This is a genomic window from Chordicoccus furentiruminis, assembly GCF_019355395.1.
In the GTDB taxonomy this organism is placed as follows: Bacteria; Bacillota; Clostridia; order Lachnospirales; family Lachnospiraceae; genus Chordicoccus; species Chordicoccus furentiruminis.
On record NZ_CP048829.1, the window covers coordinates 2,140,757 to 2,154,853 of the forward strand.

Annotated in this window: 14 protein-coding genes and 1 tRNA gene; 9 read left to right on the top strand and 6 right to left on the bottom strand. The window is 61.8% G+C overall.

The features are described 5' to 3' along the window. Positions 1–58: 58 nt before the first annotated feature. The 5 genes from ispD to tsaE form a co-directional block, all read right to left on the bottom strand. Positions 59–739, bottom strand: coding sequence for a 2-C-methyl-D-erythritol 4-phosphate cytidylyltransferase (ispD, locus tag G4C92_RS09750; RefSeq protein WP_274939671.1), 681 nt, complete (start codon positions 737–739; stop codon positions 59–61). A 121-nt stretch (positions 740–860) separates the two neighbouring features. Next, positions 861–1,883 carry a tRNA (adenosine(37)-N6)-threonylcarbamoyltransferase complex transferase subunit TsaD gene (gene tsaD, locus G4C92_RS09755; protein ID WP_274939672.1) on the bottom strand — a complete coding sequence of 341 codons (1,023 nt, stop codon included), beginning with the start codon at positions 1,881–1,883 and terminating at the stop codon, positions 861–863. 13 nt (positions 1,884–1,896) lie between these two features. Further along, positions 1,897–2,817, bottom strand: a complete 921-nt coding sequence (locus tag G4C92_RS09760) for a ribonuclease Z (protein WP_274939673.1) — start codon at positions 2,815–2,817, stop codon at positions 1,897–1,899. A gap of 6 nt (positions 2,818–2,823) precedes the next feature. Further along, positions 2,824–4,122 carry a tRNA (adenosine(37)-N6)-threonylcarbamoyltransferase complex dimerization subunit type 1 TsaB gene (gene tsaB, locus G4C92_RS09765; protein WP_274939674.1) on the bottom strand — a complete coding sequence of 433 codons (1,299 nt, stop codon included), beginning with the start codon at positions 4,120–4,122 and terminating at the stop codon, positions 2,824–2,826. Positions 4,123–4,132: 10 nt separating this feature from the next. Further along, positions 4,133–4,591 carry a tRNA (adenosine(37)-N6)-threonylcarbamoyltransferase complex ATPase subunit type 1 TsaE gene (tsaE, locus tag G4C92_RS09770; RefSeq protein WP_274939675.1) on the bottom strand — a complete coding sequence of 153 codons (459 nt, stop codon included), beginning with the start codon at positions 4,589–4,591 and terminating at the stop codon, positions 4,133–4,135. A gap of 172 nt (positions 4,592–4,763) precedes the next feature. On the opposite strand from tsaE, the gene G4C92_RS09775 reads away from it, so the two are divergent. The 6 genes from G4C92_RS09775 to G4C92_RS09800 all read left to right on the top strand — a co-directional run bounded on the left by G4C92_RS09775 (position 4,764) and on the right by G4C92_RS09800 (position 9,397). Then, entirely contained in the window at positions 4,764–5,792 is a 1,029-nt protein-coding gene (locus tag G4C92_RS09775) for a DMT family transporter (protein WP_274939676.1), read from the top strand. Positions 5,793–5,907: 115 nt separating this feature from the next. Then, positions 5,908–6,147 carry a hypothetical protein gene (locus tag G4C92_RS09780; protein ID WP_274939677.1) on the top strand — a complete coding sequence of 80 codons (240 nt, stop codon included), beginning with the start codon at positions 5,908–5,910 and terminating at the stop codon, positions 6,145–6,147. 10 nt (positions 6,148–6,157) lie between these two features. Continuing rightward, the gene (gene nrdG / locus G4C92_RS09785) at positions 6,158–6,679 is read left to right on the top strand and encodes an anaerobic ribonucleoside-triphosphate reductase activating protein (RefSeq protein ID WP_274939678.1); all 522 of its coding nucleotides are present in this window, start codon (positions 6,158–6,160) and stop codon (positions 6,677–6,679) included. A gap of 38 nt (positions 6,680–6,717) precedes the next feature. Then, positions 6,718–7,500 carry an SDR family NAD(P)-dependent oxidoreductase gene (locus G4C92_RS09790; RefSeq protein WP_274939679.1) on the top strand — a complete coding sequence of 261 codons (783 nt, stop codon included), beginning with the start codon at positions 6,718–6,720 and terminating at the stop codon, positions 7,498–7,500. Then, positions 7,484–7,675 (top strand): hypothetical protein, encoded by a 192-nt coding sequence (locus tag G4C92_RS09795; RefSeq protein ID WP_274939680.1) that lies wholly within the window; start codon positions 7,484–7,486, stop codon positions 7,673–7,675. The genes G4C92_RS09790 and G4C92_RS09795 overlap by 17 nt, the downstream gene beginning before the upstream one ends. 45 nt (positions 7,676–7,720) lie before the next feature. Beyond that, positions 7,721–9,397 (top strand): GGDEF domain-containing protein, encoded by a 1,677-nt coding sequence (locus tag G4C92_RS09800; RefSeq protein ID WP_274939681.1) that lies wholly within the window; start codon positions 7,721–7,723, stop codon positions 9,395–9,397. A 49-nt stretch (positions 9,398–9,446) separates the two neighbouring features. Here G4C92_RS09800 and G4C92_RS09805 read toward each other — a convergent pair whose 3' ends face one another. Further along, positions 9,447–10,778 (bottom strand): citrate/2-methylcitrate synthase, encoded by a 1,332-nt coding sequence (locus G4C92_RS09805; RefSeq protein WP_334299945.1) that lies wholly within the window; start codon positions 10,776–10,778, stop codon positions 9,447–9,449. A gap of 281 nt (positions 10,779–11,059) precedes the next feature. Between G4C92_RS09805 and G4C92_RS09810 the strand changes: the two genes are divergently transcribed. From G4C92_RS09810 to G4C92_RS09820, 3 genes are all read left to right on the top strand, one after another. Continuing rightward, a tRNA-Ser gene (locus tag G4C92_RS09810) sits at positions 11,060–11,149 on the top strand. 369 nt (positions 11,150–11,518) lie between these two features. Then, a complete protein-coding gene (locus G4C92_RS09815; RefSeq protein WP_274939682.1) occupies positions 11,519–12,229 on the top strand; it encodes an SH3 domain-containing protein in 711 nt (236 codons plus the stop codon). 411 nt (positions 12,230–12,640) lie between these two features. Beyond that, a complete protein-coding gene (locus G4C92_RS09820) occupies positions 12,641–14,086 on the top strand; it encodes an NAD(P)/FAD-dependent oxidoreductase (protein WP_274939683.1) in 1,446 nt (481 codons plus the stop codon). The last annotated feature ends 11 nt before the right edge of the window (positions 14,087–14,097 follow it).

Below are 14,097 nucleotides of genomic sequence, written 5' to 3' on the forward strand. Positions count from 1 at the left end.
AAAGGCGGGGATGCCGCACGCGCTGCGTGCGGCATCCCCGCCTTTGTGAACGGAACGGTTACGACCGGACCTCGAACCGGCGGAGATCCTCCGGTGTCGTGATCTTGATGTTGCCGTAGGAACCCTCCACGAGCCGGACGCGGGCGAGTCCCGACTTCTCGACGATCATCGCGTCGTCGGTGACGCCGTCGAGATCACCGCGCGTCCGCAGCAGGTCGTTTGCCCTGCGGATCAGATCGTAGGTGAAGGCCTGGGGCGTCTGGATCTGCCAGACCCGGTCCCTCGGGGGCGTGGCGGCGGCGAAGCCGTCCTCATCGATGAGCTTGATCGTATCCTTGGAGGGTACGCCTGCGGCGGCGGCGCCGTACCGGCGCACCGCCGCGTCCACCCGGCGGATGACGTCCTCCGTGATGAAGGGTCTCGCCCCGTCGTGAATCATGACATAATCGCTGTTGCTGCAGGCGAGCAGGGCGTTGTACACCGAGTCATAGCGTTCCCTTCCGCCGAGGATGACAGCCCGGACCTTGCGGAGACCGTAGCCGCTGACGATCCGGTCGCAGCAGTAATTCACGTATTCGTGGGAGGTGACCAGAAGAATTTCATCGATCTCCGGGCTCTGGTCAAAGACGCTGAGTGAGCGGACGATGACCGGTACGCCGCCGATCTCGAGAAACTGCTTCGGTGTGCTGCCGCCCATCCGGCGGCCGTGTCCGGCTGCCAGTATGATGGCTGTCGTCATGACGGTTGTCCTTCCTTTTCCTGATTTTCTTTCGCTTCCCGCGCATCCGGCGGATCGGTTCCGTCATTCGGCTTAAGACGGGACGCGTGGATACGCCGGTACGCCGCGTCGGGCGGACTGTTTACCGTTCTCCGAGCCGCAGTCCGGGGACCGCGTTGAGATCCCAGCCGCTCCTCGCGCCGGATTCAAACTCATGGTAGGCCGCGACGCCGATCATCGCCGCGTTGTCCGTGCAGTAGACCGGCGAGGGGATGTACAGCGAAAGGTTTTCTCTCGCGCAGGCCCTGCGCATGGCCTCCCGGAGCGCGCTGTTGGCGGAGACTCCGCCCGCGACGGCCACCCGGCTGATTCCGTACGCCTTTGCGGCCTCGACGGTATGCTCCGTGAGCACATCTACCACGGATTTCTGGAAGCTGGCCGCCAGATCGGCCGCGTTGACAGGCTCATGACGCATCTCCGCGCGGTTGAGATAGTTGAGCACGGCGCTCTTCAGACCGCTGAAGCTGAAGTCGAAGGCTGAGCCGTTGACATGCGCCTTCGGGAAACGGATGGCGTCCGGATTGCCTTCCTTTGAGACCGCGTCGATCTTGGGACCGCCGGGATACCCGAGTCCGATGGCGCGGGCGACCTTGTCGAAGGCTTCTCCGGCGGCGTCGTCCACCGTCCGGCCGAGGATATCGAAGGAGGCCCAGTCCTTCACGATGATCAGATGCGTGTGGCCGCCGGAGACAACCAGTCCGAGATACGGAGGCTTAAGCTCCGGGTGCTCGATGTAGTTGGCCGAGATGTGGCCCTCGATGTGGTTGACACCGATAAGGGGCTTTCCGGAGGCCCAGGCGATCGCCTTGGCTTCCGCGACGCCGACCAGCAGCGCGCCGACGAGGCCGGGCCCGTAGGTGACGGCCACCGCGTCGATGTCCGAAAGCGGGCGGCCCGCGTCCAAGAGAGCCTTCTCGATGACATAGTTGATTTTCTCGATGTGGCTCCGGGAGGCGAGTTCGGGTACGACGCCCCCGTAGAGGGTATGCATCTTGATCTGTGTGTAGATTATGTTGGAGAGTACCTCGCGGCCGTCCCGGACGACGGCGGCGGCCGTCTCGTCGCAGGAGGTCTCGATCGCGAGGATATCCGTATGTCCGTTCATCTGTCTGCCGTTTTCACTCCGTCTCATCATCGTCAAAGGGAATCGATACGCTGACGCCGTCCCGCGGCGCGAGCGCGCGCGGGAAGATCTTCCGGATCTCCTCCATGTAATCGTCCGGGCGGAGCAGGGAGGGGCTGTAGTGGGTGTACCACATCGCCCGCGGCTGCGCCTTGCATGCGATCGCCGCGGCCTCCGGCATCGTCATATGCTTCTTCTGGCGCGCGTCCGCGTCTTTCTCGTGATCGCCGTACATTCCCTCGATGATCAGAAGATCGGCGTCCGATGCGAACCGGGCGATATCCGGTGTCGGGCGCGTATCCGTCGAGTAGACGACCCGGATGCCGCGGCGTTTTTCGCCGAGAACCAGATCCGGAGTCAGCGTCCGTCCTTCGTATTCCACCGTGGCGCCCTTCTGAAGAGGGTTCCAGAGCTTCAGGGGAATCCCGTTGGCCTTCGCCTTCTCCACGTCGAAGCGTCCGCCCCGGAGCACCTCGACGCAGTAGGAGTAGCAGATCACTCTGTGATTGACGCGGAACGCCGTGATGCGCAGTCCGCTCGCGGAGAAGGTTTCCTCCGGGTCGCGGAATTCCACTGTGCGGATGCGGAAGGGAAGTTCCGGCGCGAAGACACGGGCGGCCTGAAGGACACGGTCGATCCCCTTCGGACCGTAGACGGTCACGGGTTCCGTGCGGTCGCTGTTGCCCATGGTGAGCAGAAGACCGGGAAGTCCGGCGATATGGTCCGCGTGCAGATGGGTGATCAGAATCGTGTCGATCTGCTTGCAGGACCAGCCCAGCTTCCGGAGGGCGATCTGTGTTCCTTCGCCGCAGTCGATCAGCAGGCTGCTCCCGTTGTACCGCATCATGCAGGACGTGAGCCAGCGGCGCGGCAGCGGCATCATGCCTCCGGTTCCGAGCAATGCAACGTCTAACATGGGATGTTATGTCTCCTTCCGTGCCCGCTTCATCACGATGGCGTCCTCGACGGGATCGGTGTAGTACCGTTCGCGCCGGCCGTAGGCTGAGAAGCCGAGCGATTCATAGAGGCGGCGGGCGGGTGTATTCCCTTCGCGCACCTCAAGATAGGTAATGTCAGCGCCCCGCGAGGCGGCCGCGTCCATCGCGGCCAGAAGCAGCCTCCGGCCGATGCCCCGGCGGCGCTTCGCGTGGCTGACTGTGATGTCGAGTACCTCGGATTCGGGCGGGATCAGCAGAATGCCGCAGAATCCTACGGGAGAACCGTCCTCCTCCGCGACAAGGAGCACCGTGTCGTCGCGCATGAAGTAGGTGAGCAGCGCGTTGGCGCTCCAGGGCGTCTGGGAGTCCGTCTCTTCCATCGCCGCGACGGCTTCGATGTCATCCACGGTCATCTCGCGGACGACTGCCTGTTCCGGGATCTTCACATATTCGCCTTCCGCGTCGCCGGAGGGGATCGTCACCTTGCCGGTGGCGGCCAGCGCCTGAGGACTCAGATGGAGGTGAACTCTCGGTGTAGCGGCCGCGGCGGAAAACGGATCGCGGCCCGCGGCGGCTCCGCCGTCATGGAGAGCACGCTCCCGTTCGGCCTGAGACTGACGGAGATAGACGGGCGCGTGCTTCTCGGCCGGGACGGCGCGCCCCTCGCGGAAGAGCCGCGCGCCCAGCACCGCCACGGAGGCGGCACGCTGACGTCCTGCGTTGGCCGGCGCATAGCAGTGCGGCACTTTGATGAGGGAATCGAGCAGTGGCCGGTAGGCCGCGACGCCGTCGCCGAGCAGGATAACGCCTCCCTCCGGGTTCATCCTGTTCAGCTCCGCGGCAAGATCCGGGACGGAGAGGGCGCGCTGGTCCTTCAGGGTCACGAGCCGGTGATCGCGGAAACGATAGAACCCGTTGTAAACCTGCTGGCGTCTCGCGTCCATCACGGGACAGATCAGGCCGCCCGCTTCCGGGAGGTTGCAGGCGAGTGCGGCCAGCGTCGGCACCTCGACGATGGGCTTTCGGAGCGCGAGTCCGAGCCCCTTGGCGGTGGCGGATCCGATCCGGAGCCCGGTGAAGGAGCCGGGACCGGCGGCCACCGCGATGGCGTCGACCGTGGAAAGATCCAGCTCCACCATCCGCGCGATGGCGTCCAGCATCGGAAGCAGCGTCTGGCTGTGCGTTTTTTTGTAATCGACGGTATATTCTGCGCGAAGCAGATCATCCTCCAGTATGGCGACGCTTGCCACAAGGCCGGAGGAGTCGAGCGCGATCAGTTTCATGGAATTCCTTTCAGGTGAGGGAAGGAGCCGCTTCCGGAGGAAGGGCGGAATCGGGACTGATCCGGATCAGCCGTACGTCATCGCCCTCCGCGCAGCGGCGGATCTCGATGCGGACAGTGTTCTCCGGGAAGATTTCCGGGACGACGTCGGCCCATTCGACGATGCTCACGCCGTCTCCGTAGAAGGCGTCCTCGTAGCCGATCTCGTCCATCTCCTCCGGTTCCTCGATGCGGTAGATATCAAAATGACAGAGCGGCAGACGGCCTCCCTCATAGACAGCGAGAATCGTGAAGGTCGGCGACGTCACCGGTTCGGTGATGCCGAGCCCGGCGGCGAAGCCCTGCGTGAAGGTCGTCTTTCCGGCGCCGAGATCACCGGTCAGCGCGATGACCTCTCCCGGTTCTGCCGTCCGTCCCATCGCGCGTCCGAGCGCAAAGGTCTCTTCCCTGCTTTTCGTCTTGATGATCATTGGATTCCGCCCCGTCTGTCTTTCTCATCGGATTTCGTTACGAGTATAGCAGAAAAACGGCCGGTGTCAAAGTTTCACGGTTGCCAGCCGCTCTGTGCGCGGCTATGATCTGTATCAGAATGATCAGCGTGCGGCGTCCGGTGAGGACGCGCCGAAGGGGGAAGACTTGAGGGTGTCAGAACAACAGGATCGGATGGACATGCAGCCGGCAGCCGTCCGCGTACGGACTTCATCGGCCGGAGCCTGCCCGGCGGAGGGAGAGAGGCAGGCGGACGGGGAAAAGAGAAGAGAAGGAGCCGGGTCGGGGAAGGGAAGGCAGAGCTCGAAGGGAAGCCGTCTCGCCGGCGCTCTGCTCTCCGTCTTCGGAGGCGTCTGCTGGGGCTGCTCGGGGAGCGTGGGCCAGTACCTGTTTCGCCACGAGGGAATGGACAGCCGGTGGCTGGTTCCGATCCGGCTGGGTTCCGCGGGGGTGATCCTCTTCGTCTACTGTCTGTTCCGGTACGGACGGCGGCTGTTCGGACCCTGGCGGAATCAGACTCTCCGGCGGGATCTGCTCCTCTACGGTCTGGCCGGTGTCAGCGGATGTCAGTTTCTCTATTTCCTTACGATCCAGCTCTCCTCGGCGGGAATCGGGACGATCCTTCAGGATCTGGCTCCGATCATGGTGCTGCTCTGGACCTGTCTCATCGGACGGCGGGGGCCGCGCCGGCGCGAGGTGCTCTGCATCGCGCTGGCGATCGGCGGCGTGACGCTGATCGTGACGCACGGAGATCCGGCCCATCTGGCGGTTCCGCCGACCGCGCTTCTGACCGGCGTTCTGAGCGCGGTCTGTGTCATGATCTACAATGTGGCTCCGGTCCGACTGCTGCGGCGCTATCCGGTCTCCGTCCTGCAGGCATGGGCCTTCCTCGGGGGCGGGCTGTCTCTTTCGCTGGTTTTCCGTCCGTGGACCCGGCACTATGTGCCGACCGCCGCGGGCTGGGCGGGGATCGCGTTCGTCGTCCTCATCGGCAATGTGCTTGCCTTTAACTGTTACGCCACCGGCGTGAAGCTGGCGGGTCCGCAGAAGGCGGTGCTCTACGGATTCGCGGAACCGGTCACGGCTGCGGTGATCTCGGCGACGCTTCTGGGGAGCGTGTTTACGCTCTGGGACGCGGCCGGATTCGCGATGATCTTCCTGATGATGGTGCTGATCAGCTGAGGCAGGGCAAAGACAATCGAAGACAAATGTAAACGGAATGTAAAACAGATGTGTCCACATCTCCGGAAAGCTGTTATGATACGGATAGGAATCAGTCTGACGGAGGTCTTTATTTATGAAAAGAATCAGGAAACGGGCGGTCGTTGTGCTTTCCGTGGTGGCGGCCGTGGTGACGGCGCCTTTCACGATGCCGTTTATCGCCGGAAAGCTGAGAAAGAAGAAACCGCGCTGCGGCGGATGCCTCAACAACTGTGATCTGGGTCACCCCGGCTGCAACATCGGGAGAGAGAAAGCGGAGAAAGCGTCGGAGCGCAGACCGGAGCCGGTGAGCGGCGAAGTGCATTTCGCGGACTGAGGAAGCGGCCATGCATTACGGGATGATCAAGGAATACGATATCGCGAATGGAGAAGGCATCCGGATCACGCTCTTCGTCTCGGGGTGCACCAATCACTGCAAGGGCTGCTTTCAGCCGGATACCTGGGACTTCAGCTACGGAAAAGAATACACGCCGGAGGTGGAGGAGCATATTCTGCGCTGGCTGGATCAGCCGCTGACGGACGGGCTGACGCTGCTCGGCGGCGAGCCGATGGAGCCGGAGAACCAGCAGGTGCTGGCGGGGCTGGCGAGACGGCTGAAGAAGGAGCATCCGGACAAGACGATCTGGTGCTTCACGGGCTTTGTCTATGACCGCGACCTGCTTCCGGGGCAGCGGAAGCACACCGGGGTGACGGACGAGTTTCTTTCGCTGATCGACGTGCTGGTGGACGGCCCGTTTATTCTGGAGCGGCGGAATCTTGCACTGACCTTCCGCGGTTCGGAGAACCAGCGGGTTCTCGATATGAAGAAGACGCTGGCCGAAGGACGCCCGGTGCTGTATCTGGAGTGAAGCGGCGGGCCGGACACCGGATAAGGGAGAATCAAAATATGCTGGCACTTGTGACCGGCGCGAGTTCGGGGATCGGCCTTGCGATCGCCCGCTATCTCGCGTCGCTTCGTTATGACCTGATACTGACCGCAAGAGACGCCGGGAGGCTCGAACACGCGGGAAAGGAGCTCGCCGCGGCGGGCGTCTCGGTGCGGACGGCGCGGTATGATCTGGCGGACAGAAAGGCGTGCGTATCCCTTCATGACGAGATGAAGGATCTGCCGGTTGACTTTCTCGTGAACTGCGCGGGGCTGGGCGTATACGGACCCTTCGCGGAGACCGATCTTGAAAAAGAGCTGCGGATGATCGATGTCAACGTGACGGCGGTCCATATCCTGACAAAACTCTTTCTCCGTGATATGATGGGACGGGGCCGGGGCGTGATCCTGAACGTCGGGTCCTCGGCCGGTTTTATGGCGGGCCCGCTGTTCGCGGGCTACTACGCGTCGAAAAATTATGTGGTCCGGCTCACGGAAGCGATCCATGAGGAGCTGCGCCGCGCGGGCAGTCCGGTGAAAATATCGGTTCTTTGCCCGGGACCTGTGGATACCCCGTTCAACAGGACGGCGGGAATTGACCGTCCTCTGCCGGGGCAGGCAGCTGCATTTGCCGCGAAAAAAGGCGTCGACGGCGCGCTCGCCGGGCAGATGCTGGTGGTGCCGGGCGCGATGATGAAGCTCGGCGTTGTCCTCTCCCGTTTTCCGGGAGACCGTCTGATGACGCGGATCACGTATCGGATCCAGAGCACGAAGGGAGGCAGAGGCCATGCTGAAACGGGATAAGATTCTTCTTGGCGTCACCATCGGGGTCGCCGCGCTGGACGCGGGGCTGGCGAGCAGCACCTATCTTAAAAAGAAGGGGATCGTTCTTCGGGATATGATCCTTGCTTCCCTCGACGGGAAGCTGCACGAGAAGAATGACGGAGACGGAAAGGTCGTGCGGATTCCGATTGAGTGAGATGAAAGATAAGACAGAAAGGAAGGGAGCTGACGGGATGTGAAGGTGAAGCGGAGAGAGCTTTTTCATGCTCTTACCCGTGCCGTTCTGACGGTTGTTCTCTTTCTGATCTGTCTTGACGGCGTCTTCCGCCAGAGCATTGACCGCACGGAGCTGACCGGAAGCGCCCGTGCGGATATTTATTCGCAGAACGGCGTGCTCAGCCGCACACAGCTGAAGCCGAAGGACTGGGTGATCGGTCCGGGTGAGACGCTGGTGATCAGCGCACCGATGCCTGCGTCGCCCTGTTACGGCCGCTCCTGCTCGCTGGCGCTTCATGCTGACAGCGCCACCGTTCAGATCGTCTGCAGCGGAAGGCTTTTGTACAGCGCCGGTATGGACGCGGCGTCCGCCCATCAGACGATCGGCACCCTGTTCGTGCACTGCGAAATCCCGGAGGATGCGTGGGGCTCTTCCGTCGAGATCTCGATCCGTTCGTACGGGCTGAACAGAGGGTCGTTTCACACGCGTCTCTGCATCATGCCGACGGATGAGGTGAATCTGTATCCGCTGGTTACGCATCCTGTGATCCTGCTGCTGTTTCTGGTGACGGCCGTCGTGGCCGCCTTTGTTCTGATTTACCAGAGCCTGACGGCCCTCCATCGCCGGGATAAGGAACTGCGGAAATCGATTGCGCTGTCCGCCTTCGTACTTCTTCTGTCTCTGTGGTATCTCGGCTATCATCAGGTCTTTTACCTGTTTCATCTGGCCCCCGCGCTCTGCTCCAATATCGAGTATGTCGTCCTCTATCTGGCCTGGCTGCCGTTTATGACTTACCTTCTGCTGACCGTCAGGCGCAGCTGGTTCAGAAGCTTCTGCCAGTCAATGACGATGGTACTCGCCGTTGATATGCTTGTCGGTTTCGCGATGTCCTTCTCATCGATCAAGCTGGATCTGGCGGATATGCTTCATCTGTACCGGATTCTGATGGCCGTGACGCTCGCGGTTGCTTTCGTCAGGGCGGTTTCTTACAGAAAAAAGGTGCAGATGGAGGAAAGACTGAAGATCCTTGGCATCGGGGTGCTGGCCGGTTTCGGCTTCGCCGAGATTCTGATGTTCCGGCTCCGGGCTGTCATCGACCTTCCGGACTGGATGGCAGCCGCAGCCCGGTTCGATTTCGCGGGCGTCGGACTGCTCTTTTATTTTCTTGCGATCGGCGTGAGCGCCCTGCTTCAGCGTCAGGAGGACCTGAAAATGCGGATCCGTCAGACGGAGCTGCTCCGTCTGGCGTATCTTGATCCGCTTACGGGGATCCCGAACAGGGCCTCGGTGACGGAGAAAATGACTGTCGCCGCGGGCGAGGGAACGGTCGTCTTTATGGATATCGATTATCTGAAGCGGGCGAACGACCGGTACGGCCACGAGATGGGCGACCGTCTGATCCGGGCTGTCGCGGAGTCGATCCGGGAGGCCTTTGAGGAAAACGGCGGACCGGCGGACTGCTACGGCCGGTGGGGAGGCGACGAGTTCATCGCGCTGTTCCTTGAGGAGGAACACGCCCGGCGGTTTGTCGGCGGGCTGAAGACGCGGATCCATTCCGTGAACGAATCCGGAGCGTTCCCGTTCCCGGTGAATGTATCGGTCGGGATGGAGGAAGGCGGGGCCGGAGGCGCGGATCCGGAGGATCGGATCGCGGCGGCCGACCGGGTGATGTATCATGAAAAACAGCGTCATCATCAGTGAAAAGCGGCGCCCGCGTCCGGAGAGGGACGGCGGGCGCCGCTTTTTGGGTTCATGCCTCTTCTGCGGGAGATGCGACCTTCATCACGGACTGGTAGGCCGGACGGATGATCTTGCCCATCCCGACGATTTCCTCAAGCCGGTGGGCGCTCCAGCCGCTGATCCGGGCGATGGCGAAGATCGGCGTGTAGAGCTCCACCGGAATCCCGAGCATGTTGTAGACGAAGCCACTGTAGAAGTCCACGTTCGGAGAGACGCCCTTGTAGATGTGGCGCCGCTCGGCGATGACTTCCGGCGCGATGCGTTCGATCCGGTTGTAGAGATCAAGATCCGCCTCGCGTCCCTTTTCCTCGGCGAGAGAGGAGACAAAGGATTTGAAGATCCGCTCTCTTGGATCGGAGACGGAGTAGACCGCGTGGCCCATCCCGTAGATCAGACCCTTGTGATCGAAGACGGAGCCCATCAGCATCCGCGAGAGATACTCCCGGATCTCGTCGTCGTCCTTCCAGTCCCGGACATTTTCCCGGATGTTGTCCATCATCTCCATCACCTTGATATTGGCGCCGCCGTGCTTCGGTCCCTTGAGAGAGGACATTGCCGCGGCGATCGTCGCGTAGGTGTCGGAGCCGGAGGATGTGACGACACGGGTCGTGAAGGTGGAGTTGTTGCCGCCGCCGTGCTCCATATGGAGCATGAGCGCGGCGTCGAGCACACGGGCTTCGTTGGCGCTGTACTTCCTGTCAGGACGAAGCATCATCAGAATGTTCTCGGCTGTCGAACAGTTCGGATCGGGACGGTGAATGTACATGCTCTCGAGGTTTTCGTAATGATTGTAGGCGTGGAAGCCGTAGATCGCCAGCATCGGGAAGACGGCGATGAGGTTCATGCTCTGCCGGATCACGTTGTCGACATCGGTGGGCGCCGCGTTGCTGTCGTAAGACGCCAGCGTCAGGATACTCCTCGTCATGGAGTTCATGATGTCCTTTGTCGGCGCCTTCATGATGACGTCGCGGGTGAAATTCGTGGGGAGATCCCTTGCCTCGCTCAGCATCCGGATGAAATCGGCGCGCTGCGTCTCGTCCGGCAGGGAGCCGAAGAGCAGCAGATAGGCGAGCGCCTCGTAACCGAACCGGTGCGCCGAATACCTGCTGACGAGATCCCGGATGTTGTAGCCGCGGTACCAGAGTTCCCCGTCACAGGGAATCCGTTCGCCGTTTTCCTCGCGGAATGATGAGATCCGGGAGATGCTGGTGAGGCCGGCGACGACGCCGCGGCCGTTGATGTCCCGCAGCCCGCGCTTGACGTCATATTTTTTGTAAAGCTCGTCGGGGATCGTGTCCATGCGGATCACCTGATCTCTGAGCGAGGCGGCGTATTCCTTCATATCTTCGTTGTAGCCCATTGTACCCTCCTTCCGTATCTGTTCCGATTGTCTGCGCATATGAGCAGAATGCGGAATATAGCTCCCTTTTTTCTGGAACTTTTGCACAATTTCAAGTATAACGGGACAGGTTTGCTTCCGTCAACCAAAATTGTTCTGTGAATATACAATGCATGCCGATTGTTTATTGGGAAAATACTTGCTTTTTCTTCGCCCCTCTGCTACAATCACTATTGCTGTCGCGGATGCGGCTGCATTCATATCGCTCATGGTTCGAGCATCTTGGAGAAGTACCCAAGCTGGCCGAAGGGACACCCCTGGAAAGGGTGCAGGTCGTTAACAGCGGCGCGAGGGTTCAAATCCCTCCTTCTCCGCGCGCAAAGCCGCCGGAAACCGGTGATTCATTCACCGGTTTCCGGCGGCTTTTCTGCGGTCGCGGAACAGAGAATGTAACAGAATACTGAAAAACGAAAGAGAAATTTATTGGAAAATTTAGAAATATTAAGTTGCATTCTGTCTTCGGCGTCCTATGATATAGATAGATGAAACTTCCTGCTTCGTGATCCTGCCGGACGAAGAGCGTGGAGAGCGGAAAACGGATGCCGGAGGACCGCAGGCGCGGACAGGAACGGGGGCCGGGAGACAGAAGCCGGCGGTATGCGGTATGCGGTATGCGGAAGGCGGCGGAGCGGCCGGAGGCACGGAGCGGAAGACGTGAAATAAGAGGCGAAAGGAGGCACGCTATGAAGATGAGAAACTGGAGACGGACTCTGGCGGCGGCAGCGGCGCTGCTGCTGGTTCTGACCTGTCTGATCGGACCGGCTGCGGCCGCGCAGGCGGATACGTCGATGCAGGCGACCTGCTGGGTGAATATGAGGGCGGCGGCCAGCTCCCGCTCGGAGGTGCTTCTGGTGGTGCCGTCCGGAGCGTCGGTGAGCGTTTCGGGGAAGTCCGGCGGCACGAACTGGTACAAGGCGACCTATAAGGGCACGACAGGGTATATCTACTCAAAGTATCTGAGTGCAGGCGGCTCCTCCGACAGCGGGAGCTGGACCAGGACCGTCGCCGAGAATCTCTTCATGAGGAGCTCGATGAGCCGGGCGGATGATCGCAATGTGATCCGCACGATTCCCGGCGGGAGAACCGTGACGATTCTGAGCGAGGAGAGCGATAACTGGTACAAGGTATCCTACAAGGGCGATACAGGCTACATCCGCGGCGGGCATTTCACGGACGACAAGTCCCGGCTCGGCATCGGCTCCATCGATCCGGAGCGGAAGAAGGTCCGGGTCAATCTGAATCTCCGGAGCTCCATGTCGACCTCGGCGGACAACGTGATTCTGGTGATTCCGAAGAACGGAACCGTCACGATGAAGACGAAAGAGGCGAACAACTGGTTCAAGGTGAGCTACAATGGCACGACGGGATACATCAAGGGAGGCTACTTCGCCTGAGAACCGGATGGCCCGGGCGAAGAAGCCCGGACGGATCGAAAGGCACGGACGGACCCCGGACGACGCGGAAACGCGTCGTCCGGGGTCTTTGTGCGTCCGCCGGGAGTGAATGCGCGTTTCGGACGCATGGCGCAAGTCCCCGGATGCTGTCCTCCGGATGCGGTGTGCCCGGGGCGCACAGGGGGTGCAGCATGAGCAAGCCGATGGCAGTGATCGTGAGGCGGCGGGCACCGGGGGCACAGGACGCGCCGTTTCGGGGAGAGGCGTGTCATTCCGACGGAGAGCGTTCCCGGTTCGCTGCATGTAAGGATTGCGTAAAATCAGGCTATTTTGTTGCATTCGCTTCCGCTCGAAACTAGAATGAAGGCAGGTTTGAACAGCTGCGCCCGCGCAAAGGGCGAAGGAGGATATATGTCTCTTTACGATGTGATCGTGATCGGGGCCGGCGTCACGGGATGCTCGGCTGCCCGCTATCTGTCCCGTTACCGCGGCCGATTTCTGGTTCTGGAACGCGGCGAGGATGTCTGCACAGGGACATCGAAGGCCAATAGCGCCATCGTCCACGCAGGGTTCGACGCGCCGCGCGGATCGAAGATGGCCCTGTACAATGTGAGAGGAAGCCGGATGTATCCGGATCTGGCGAAGGAACTGGACTTTCCGTACCGGATGAACGGCTCGCTGGTTCTGCTGCTGGACGAGTCGGACCGCCCGAGACTGGAGGCGCTGTATGAAAACGGCATCGCTAATGGCGTGGAAGGACTCCGGATTATCGGGCAGGAGGAACTGCGCCGTCTGGAACCGCATGTCAGCAGCCGGGCTGTCTCGGCTCTCTGGGCCCCGACGGGCGGCATCACCTGCCCGTTCGGCGTGACGGCTGCATTCGCTGAAAACGCAGTCCGCAACGGTGTTACGTTCCGGTTCGGCGCCGAGGTGACCGCGGTGTCCCGGCGCGGAGAGGAGTGGATCGTGCAGACGCCCGACGGCGCGCTGAGAACCCGGGCCGTGGTGAACGCGGCCGGGCTGTACGCGGACGTCTTTCATAATATGGTGTCGCCGCGGAAGCTTCATATCACGCCGCGCCGGGGTGAGTACGACCTGCTGGATCATGAGGCGGGCGGGTATGTGACCCACACGGTCTTTCAGCTTCCGGGACGGTTCGGGAAAGGCGTTCTGGTGACGCCGACGGTGCACGGCAACCTGCTCGTGGGGCCGACGGCGGAGGATATCGACGACCGGGAAGGCGTCGGGACGACGGCCGGGGGGCTGGCGTCGGTGGCGGAAAGGGCGGCGCTGTCGGTGGACGGGCTGCCGATCCGGGAGACGATCACCAGCTTCGCGGGACTCAGGGCGCATGAGGACGGACATGAGTTCGTCATCGGCGAGGCACCGAACGCGCCGGGCTTTTTCGACTGCGCGGGAATCGAGTCGCCGGGACTTGCTTCCTCGCCGGCGATCGGGAAAGCGGTATCGGACATGGCGGCGGAGCGGCTCGGCCTTCCGGAGAACCCGGAATTTGACGGACGCCGCAAGGGGATCACGGACACGAAATCGCTCTCCGCGGAAGAGTGGAACCGGCTGATCCGGGAGGATCCGGCCTACGGGCGGATTGTCTGCCGCTGTGAATCCATAACGGAAGGCGAGATCCGCGAGGCGATCCGCCGCTCGCCCGGAGCGCGCAGCCTTGACGGCGTGAAGCGGCGTGTGCGGGCCGGCATGGGCCGGTGCCAGGGCGGATTCTGTTCGCCGCGGGTGATGGAGATCCTCACGGAGGAACTCGGCGTTCCGCTCTCCGAAATCACGAAATCCGGAGGCGCGTCGCGTATCATCGTGGGAAAGTGCAAGGACAGTCTGGCATGACGGAGCGGAAT